The sequence below is a fragment of the Rhodococcus oryzae genome, from assembly GCF_005049235.1.
Taxonomy (GTDB): Bacteria; Actinomycetota; Actinomycetes; order Mycobacteriales; family Mycobacteriaceae; genus Rhodococcus_G; species Rhodococcus_G oryzae.
Map to the genome: position 1 here is coordinate 77,871 of NZ_SUMD01000016.1, position 7,950 is coordinate 85,820.

At 69.3% G+C, this 7,950-nt stretch carries 7 protein-coding genes and 1 pseudogene; 6 read left to right on the forward strand and 2 right to left on the reverse strand.

The window, feature by feature from the left end; all coding sequences use genetic code 11:
- Positions 1–180: 180 nt before the first annotated feature.
- From pdxH to FCG67_RS25515, 6 genes and pseudogenes are all read left to right on the forward strand, one after another.
- A complete protein-coding gene (gene pdxH, locus FCG67_RS23690; RefSeq protein WP_246045244.1) occupies positions 181–882 on the forward strand; it encodes a pyridoxamine 5'-phosphate oxidase in 702 nt (233 codons plus the stop codon).
- Positions 879–2,156 (forward strand): MFS transporter, encoded by a 1,278-nt coding sequence (locus FCG67_RS23695; protein ID WP_281282357.1) that lies wholly within the window; start codon positions 879–881, stop codon positions 2,154–2,156. The genes pdxH and FCG67_RS23695 overlap by 4 nt, the downstream gene beginning before the upstream one ends.
- 96 nt (positions 2,157–2,252) lie before the next feature.
- On the forward strand, positions 2,253–3,200 hold the full coding sequence (locus tag FCG67_RS23700; protein WP_136912029.1) for an aldose 1-epimerase family protein: 948 nt from the start codon (positions 2,253–2,255) through the stop codon (positions 3,198–3,200).
- 111 nt (positions 3,201–3,311) lie between these two features.
- On the forward strand, positions 3,312–4,610 hold the full coding sequence (locus FCG67_RS23705) for a citrate synthase (RefSeq protein ID WP_077042733.1): 1,299 nt from the start codon (positions 3,312–3,314) through the stop codon (positions 4,608–4,610).
- Positions 4,611–4,615: 5 nt separating this feature from the next.
- Positions 4,616–4,966: pseudogene (locus tag FCG67_RS25510) on the forward strand (FKBP-type peptidyl-prolyl cis-trans isomerase); the annotation flags it as partial.
- A gap of 30 nt (positions 4,967–4,996) precedes the next feature.
- A complete protein-coding gene (locus tag FCG67_RS25515; RefSeq protein ID WP_246045248.1) occupies positions 4,997–5,338 on the forward strand; it encodes an FKBP-type peptidyl-prolyl cis-trans isomerase in 342 nt (113 codons plus the stop codon).
- A gap of 68 nt (positions 5,339–5,406) precedes the next feature.
- Here the strand turns inward: FCG67_RS25515 and FCG67_RS23715 are convergent, their stop codons facing one another.
- Positions 5,407–6,693 (reverse strand): sensor histidine kinase, encoded by a 1,287-nt coding sequence (locus FCG67_RS23715; protein WP_136912034.1) that lies wholly within the window; start codon positions 6,691–6,693, stop codon positions 5,407–5,409.
- A 32-nt stretch (positions 6,694–6,725) separates the two neighbouring features.
- Positions 6,726–7,433, reverse strand: coding sequence for a response regulator transcription factor (locus tag FCG67_RS23720; protein WP_136912030.1), 708 nt, complete (start codon positions 7,431–7,433; stop codon positions 6,726–6,728).
- Between the last annotated feature and the right edge of the window lie 517 nt (positions 7,434–7,950).

Sequence of the window (7,950 nt, forward strand, 5' to 3'; positions counted from 1 at the left end):
AGTCATCGCCGTCTGCGGGGGCGCATGCATGGTGTGCAGGCTCTGCGCCGCCGTGACTGGTGACCCTGCCTCGCGGGAATCGCGGGTGCGATCCACGGTCGACAGGGTGGGTCAGGTCAAACTCTAGCCCGTTGCGTGGCGTGGGTGAGCGGCACATACCCGGGAGTAACGTCAGCGGCTGTGTCACCCGATTCCGAGCCCGAGTCCGCTGCGAACCCCGACCTCGCCGCGATGCGGGTCGGCTATGCCCACCAGGACCCGAATCCTGCTGTGCCGGAGGGAAATCTCGGCGCGGAATCGCTGCGCGGAGGGTGGTACCCGTTGCTGCGCCGGTGGCTGGACCAGGCCCGCTCGTCCGGCATCGCCGAACCCAACGCGATGGTGCTCGCCACAGTCGACGCGGCGGGCAGGCCCGCCTCTCGGACGGTGCTGTGCAAGGGGCTGTCCGAGGACGGACTGGTGTTCTACACCAACTACGAGTCGAACAAGGCGCGGGAGCTGGCCGGCTTCCCCTACGCGTCGGCGACCTTCTCCTGGATCGCGTTCGCCCACCAGGTGACCATCAGGGGATCGGTCTCCCGGGTTGACCCGCTGATGACCGAGAAGTACTGGCACACCCGGCCGCGCGGATCCCAGCTCGGGGCCTGGGCCTCGAACCAGTCGAGCCCCATCGACTCGCGGGCCGCGCTCGAGGCGCAGCTGGCCGAGGTCACGGCCAGGTTCGCGGACGTCGACGACGTGCCGGTGCCCCCGAACTGGGGTGGCTTCCTGCTCCGTCCCGACAGCGTGGAGTTCTGGCAGGGCAGGGCGAACCGCATGCACAACCGGGTGAAGACCACGCTGACGGACGGCGTCTGGACCGCGGAGCGATTGCAGCCTTGACCGAGGTCACCCGCAGGCGGCTGCTGGCCGACGTCACGCCGCTGCAGAACCAGGACTTCCGTCGGCTGTGGATGGCGGGCATCGTCACCGTGATCGGCGCCCAGATCAGCGTCGTGCTGGTGCCGCTCCAGGTCTACGAGATCACCAGGAGTTCGGCCTATGTCGGATTGACCGGCCTGTTCGGGCTGGTCCCGCTCGTGGTCTTCGGGCTGTGGGGCGGCGCGCTCGCCGATGTGATGGACCGCCGCAGGCTGATGACGATCACGACGATCGGGCTCGCGGTCACCTCGGTGCTGTTCTGGGCGCAGGCCGCGGCCGGGGTGAACAACGTCTGGCTGGTGCTGGGGCTGTTCTCGCTGCAGCAGGCGTTCTTCGCGGTGAACTCGCCGACCCGCAATGCGATCATCCCGCGGCTGCTGCCCTCCCGGGCGCTGCCCGCCGCCAACTCGTTGAACATGACGGTCTTCCAGTTCGGTGCGATCGCGGGCCCGCTGCTGGCGGGCGTGCTCGTCCCGCTGACCGGGCTGGCCGTGCTGTACCTGGTCGACGCGATCGCGCTGATGGCGACGCTGTGGGCGGTGTTGCGGTTGCCCGCGCTGCCGCCGACCGGCACCGCCACCAGGGCAGGGCTCCGCGCGGTGCTCGACGGCTTCGCGTACCTGTCCACGCAGAAGGTGCTGCTCGCGTCGTTCGTCGTCGACATCATCGCGATGGTGTTCGGCATGCCGAGGGCGCTGTTCCCCCAGATCGCGCACGAGAGCTTCGGCGACCCGGTCAGCGGCGGCGTCGCGCTGGGACTGCTGTTCGCGGCCATGTCGGCGGGCGCCGTGATCGGCGGCGTGTTCTCGGGCTGGCTGCCGGGGGTCAGGTACCAGGGCCGGGCCGTGGTGGCCTGCATCGTTGCGTGGGGCCTGGCGATGGTCGGCTTCGGTGTCGCGGTCGGGTTCGCCGACCCGGACGGGGGCCCGGTACTGCTGTGGGTCGCCCTCGGCTTCCTCGCGTTCGGCGGTGCCGTGGACATGGTGTCGGCCGCGTTCCGCAGCACGATGCTCCAGCAGGTGGCGACCGACGAGATGCGCGGACGCCTGCAGGGGGTGTTCATCGTGGTGGTCGCGGGCGGGCCGCGGATCGGCGACGTCCTGCACGGCGCGGCGGCCTTCGCCGTCGGCACCGCGGTCGCCGCGGCCGGCGGCGGCGTGTTGGTGGTGATCGGCGTCGGACTGGCCTGCCTCGCGTTCCCGATGTTCCTGCGGTACCGGGTGCGGCGCGACTGATCCCGCGCGACCGATCCCAAGGGAAGGCGGCTTTGGTGGGATGGGTGCCGTCGCGCGCCGATTGGTGGACACTGTGTGCCATGTGCGAGTCGTGTCATGTCTGAGTCCGTCAACGGCGTCGTTCGCTCGTCCGGTGTGCGCAGCCTCAAGATCGAGCACGGTGACTACCGCGCCGAGGTGGTCTCCCGCGGCGCCGGTCTCCGGCTGCTCGAGATCGGTGGCAGGCCGCTCACCGAGACCTCGCCCGCGGGGGAGAAGCCGCCGCTGTCAGCTGGGCTGGTCCTCGCGCCGTGGCCGAACCGGATTCGCGACGGCTACTTCATCTTCGACGGCGTCGAACACCAGCTGGCCATCACCGAGCCAGCCAGGAACAACGCGATCCACGGGCTGGTGCGCCGCGACGACTGGGAGCTCGAGGAGCACACCCCGAACCGGGTGCGGCAGAGCATCCGCCTCGGCCTGCACAAGGGCTGGCCCTACCCGCTGCAGCTCACGACCACGCACGAGCTCGGACCCGCGGGGCTGACCGTCACGCACACGGCCGAGAACATCGGCGCGATGCCGGCACCGTTCGGGATGGGCGTGCACACCTTCGTCCGGGCGGGCGACACCCCGCTCGACGAGTGCACCCTGCGGCTGACCGCGGGCACCCGGTTGCCGCTGGACCAGGAGCGGATGCTGCCGGTGGGCAACTCCGAGTCGGTGTACGGCACCGAATTCGACTTCACCGCCCCGCGCTCGCTCGACGGTGTCTGGCTGGACACGCCTTTCAGCTCGATCGTCCCGGATCCGGACGGCCGTGCCCGGCACGAGTTGCGCGCCCCTGACGGTTCGGGGGCTGTGCTGTGGACCGACCGCCAGTTCGGCTGGATCCAGGTGTTCACAGCGGATCCCGAGCGTGGTCAGGGCTATCCCGGCCGCGGCCGAGCCCTGGCGATCGAACCGATGACCTGCCCGCCGGACGCGTTCAACACGGGCATCGACCAGGTGGTACTGCGGTCCGGCGAGACCTGGACGGGGACCTGGGGTCTCGGCGCGCTCTAGTGGTAAATCCCACTCGGCGTGGACCCTCCCTGGGCAAGTGGGCGTAACAGCGACTAGGTTCTATCCGACTGATAGTGCTACTCGCTGATCCGAGTTTGAGAGGGATCCTTCGTGCCCGCTGCCGATGACACCACACCGACGCTCAGCTACCCCGGTGGCGAACATGCGATGACGATTGCCCGAGCAACTGAGGGCAATGACGGCATCGAGCTGGGCAAGCTCCTGTCCGCGACCGGGTACACCACCCTGGATCCGGGATTCGTCAACACCGCCTCCACCAAGTCGGCGATCACCTACATCGACGGCGAACAGGGAATCCTGCGTTACCGCGGCTACCCGATCGAGCAGCTCGCGGAGGGCTCGACCTTCCTCGAGGTCAGCTACCTGCTGATCTACGGCGAGCTGCCCTCGGTCGACGAGCTGGCCGCCTTCACCACCCGCATCCAGCGCCACACGCTGCTGCATGAGGACCTCAAGCGGTTCTTCGACGGCTTCCCGCGCAACGCGCACCCGATGCCGGTGCTCTCCTCCGCGGTGAACGCGCTGTCCGCGTACTACCAGGACTCGCTGGACCCCGACGACCCGGAGCAGGTGGAGCTGTCCACCACGCGCCTGCTCGCGAAGATGCCGACCATCGCGGCCTACGCGTACAAGAAGTCCGTCGGGCAGCCGTTCCTGTACCCGGACAACTCGCTCTCGCTCGTCGAGAACTTCCTCCGGATGACGTTCGGCTTCCCGGCCGAGCCGTACGAGGTCGATCCCGAGGTCGCCAAGGCGCTGGACATGCTGCTGATCCTGCACGCCGACCACGAGCAGAACTGCTCGACGTCGACGGTGCGCATGGTCGGCTCGTCGGACGCCAACCTGTTCACCTCGGTCTCGGCAGGCATCAATGCGCTGTGGGGCCCGCTGCACGGCGGCGCCAACCAGGCCGTGCTCGAGATGCTCGACGAGATCAAGGCCGGCGGCGGCGACGTCAAGGAGTTCGTCCGCAAGGTCAAGAACAAGGAAGACGGCGTGAAGCTCATGGGCTTCGGGCACCGCGTCTACCGCAACTACGATCCGCGCGCTGCGATCGCCAAGAAGGCCGCGGACACCATCCTGGCCAAGCTCGGCGGCGACGACGAGCTGCTCGAGATCGCGAAGGCGCTCGAGGAGGCCGCGCTCACCGATGACTACTTCATCGAGCGCAAGCTGTACCCGAACGTCGACTTCTACACCGGCCTGATCTACCGCGCGATGGGCTTCCCGACCCGGATGTTCACCGTGCTGTTCGCCATGGGCCGGCTGCCCGGCTGGATCGCGCACTGGCGCGAGATGCACGAGGACCCGGCCACCAAGATCGGCCGCCCGCGTCAGATCTACACCGGCTACAACGAGCGCAATTACACCGATCTGGGAAGCAGGTAACTCGGATGAGTGACGAGCCCGTGATCGAGTTCCAGGACGGCCCCCCGCCGACCGAGCTCGTGATCAAGGACATCACCGTCGGCGACGGTGCGGAGGCCACGCCAGGCGCCAAGGTCGAGGTCCACTACCTCGGCGTCGAGTTCGAGTCCGGCGAGGAGTTCGATTCCTCCTGGAGCCGCGGCGAGTCCATCAACTTCCCGCTGTCCGGCCTCATCGCCGGCTGGCAGGAGGGCATCCCCGGGATGAAGGTCGGTGGGCGCAGGCAGCTCACCATCCCGCCGGAGCTGGCCTACGGCCCGGCAGGTGCCGGGCACCAGCTCTCGGGCAAGACCCTGGTCTTCGTCATCGACCTGCTCGATGTCGTGGTTCCGCCCGCCGCACCGGTCATCGAGCCCGCGACGGGTCCGGCCCCGGCCGAGCTGGTCATCGAGGACATCACCGTCGGTGACGGCGCGGAGGCGCAGCCCGGTGGCGTCGTCGACGTCCACTACCATGGCGTCGAGTTCGACACGAACAAGGTGTTCGACTCCTCGTTCCAGCGTGGCGAGTCCGTCAAGTTCCCGCTCGGCCGGCTGATCCCCGGTTGGCAGGAGGGGATCCCCGGCATGAAGGTGGGCGGTCGCCGCAAGCTGACCGTCCCGCCGGAGCTCGCCTACGGGCCTGCCGGTTCGGGTCACCCGCTCGGCGGCAAGACCCTGGTCTTCGTGATCGACCTGCTGGACGTCTAGCAGACCTTTGCCTCGAGAGGCCCCGTATCGCGTTGCGGTACGGGGCCTCTCGCGTTCTCAGGGCCGGCTCACGGCCGGTGCGGGAACTCCAGCACCAACCGGGCCCCACCGAGGTCGCTGACCTCGAAGTACGCGCGGCCGCCGTGCAGCTGCGCCTGCTGCGCCACGAGCGCAAGGCCGAGACCGGAACCGCCCTTGCTGGCACCGGCGCCGCGGTAGAAACGCGCGAAGACCGCCTCGCGCTCGGCCTCGGGCACCCCGGCGCCGTCGTCGTCGACGGTGATCCTGACGGTGTCAGGGGACGTGCGGCGGGCGGCGAGGACCACCATCGTGGCGCCGCCGTGGCGGATCGCGTTGGCGATGGCGTTGTCCAGTGCGAGACGCAGGCCGGCAGGCAGGCCGCGGATCACCAGCGAGGGCTCGGATTCGACCCGGACCTGCACGTCCGGATGGTGCCGCCGCGCGTCCTGGGCGGCGAGGTCGCAGAGTTCGACGACATCGGTCGGGACGTGGTCGTCGTCGCTCGACAGTTCCCCGGACGCGAGGCGTTCGAGCGCGGACAGGGTCGCCTCGACGCGGCCCTGGGTGCGGGCCAGGTCGGCGAGGATCTCGGCCCTCTGTGACTCGTCGAGTTCGAGGGTGCTGAGCACCTCGATGTCGGTGCGCATCGCGGTCAGCGGGGTGCGCAGCTCGTGTGCGGAGACGGCCGCGAAGTCGCGTGCGGTGTCGAGGGCGGCGGTGGTCTGTGACTGGGCCTCTGCGATGCGTCGCAGCATGAGCTCGATGGCGTCGGCCAGCTCCTCCGCCTCGCGGACCCCGGACGCCGTCGGCGGCGGGCCCTCGTGCGGCGGTCCGCCGCCGATCTGGTGGGTGAGCTGCACGATCGGGCGGACGGCCCGTCCGCCGAAGATCCAGCCGAGCCCGGCCGCGGCGGCGATCGCGAGCAACCCGGACACCAGCACCCATTGCTGCTGATCCGCGGTCACGTCCTTGGCCTCGGCCGCGGGCACAGCCAGCGAGACCGTCGTATTGGTGCCCGCCACCGCCGTGGTGTTCACGCGGTACGCGGTGTGGTCGACGTTCACCGTTGCGGCGCCCTCGGGCAGCACGGGGAGCTGGGTTGGGGTGCTGGCGGCGAGCGTGCCGTCGTTGCGGATCGTGACGGCGAATGCGCCGGCGTCGCCGAACCGGGGCAGGAACATCGAGGCGGTGCCGATGTTGACGATCAGCACCTTCCCGGCGGTCTCCAGCCTGCGGTCGAGCTGGCTCATGTTGTTGCGGGAGATGGCGAGGGCGACGAAGACGCCGAGCAGCGCGACGATGATGGTGGCGCCGAGGGCGGTGGCGGCCGCCACCCGGACCCGAAGCGAGTACGAGTGCCCGCGCCTCACGGCATTTCCCTGAGCACGAACCCGACTCCGCGGACGGTGTGCAGGAGGCGGGGCGAGCCGTTCGATTCGAGCTTGCGTCGCAGGTAGCCGACGAACACGTCGACCACATTGGTGTCGGCGACGAAGTCGTAGCCCCATACCAGTTCGAGCAGCCGCTCCCGGCTCAGCACGACGCCGCTGTTGCGAGCGAGGATGGCCAGCAGCTCGAATTCTCTTTTGGTGAGCTCGATTTCGCGGTCACCTTCGTGTGCCCGCCTGCCCAGCAGGTCGACGGTCAGCGGGCCGACGGTGATCGCGCCCTGCGGTGCGGGCGCGGCGGGCGGCGTCGTCCTGCGGCGCAGCATCGCGCGGATGCGGGCGACCAGTTCGGCGAGCACGAAGGGTTTGACGAGGTAGTCGTCGGCGCCCGCCTCGAGGCCCGAGACCCGGTCGTCGACGGAGGCGCGGGCGCTGAGTACGCAGATGGGGATGTCGTTGCCCATCGCGCGCAACGCCGTGACGACGCTCGCGCCGTCGAGGACCGGCATGTTCATGTCAAGGACGATGGCGTCGGGGGAGCGGTCGGCGACCACGCTGAGTGCCTCGGCGCCGTCCGACGCGGTCAGGATCGTGAAGCCGGACAGGCGCAGGCCCCGTCGCAGGGAGACGAGCACGTCCTCGTCGTCATCGACGACGAGGAGGGTGGCGTTGGCGTGTTCGGTCACCACGCCATTGTGCCCGGAACGGTGATGGAAATTCTGCGGCAAGGCGCTGATGTCAACCTAGATTGACGGCTATGCCGCCGCGATCCCGATCTTCTTCGGCTTTCCCGCGGCCGCCGTCGCGCAGGCGTGGCGATGCCGATGCGACGGCGACCGGGGCGGGCGCTCTGCTCAGGCGCGTCCGCACTGTCGATGCTCGTCGGTCTCGGTTGTGCCACTGCGGGTTTCGGGCAGTCGCGCGGATTCGTCGGGTATGGCGGTTTGTTCCAGCGCGTCTCGATCGCGAGCGGGTTCGCCTGGCTGATCGCTCTCTTTGTTCGCGATCTCCGGTCGACTGTCGGACCCTGGGCGTAGAATCGAATGTATGTTCGAGAATGGTGGCGGGGTTGGTGAGGTGAGGTCCGGTGTCGAGGCGGAGGTCGCCTCGTTGCTGGCCGACGTCGCTGCTCTCGACGAGGTTGCCTGGTCGTGTCGGGCGGAGAATCGGTTGGCGGCGCGGAAGGTGTTGGCGGCGGGCCGG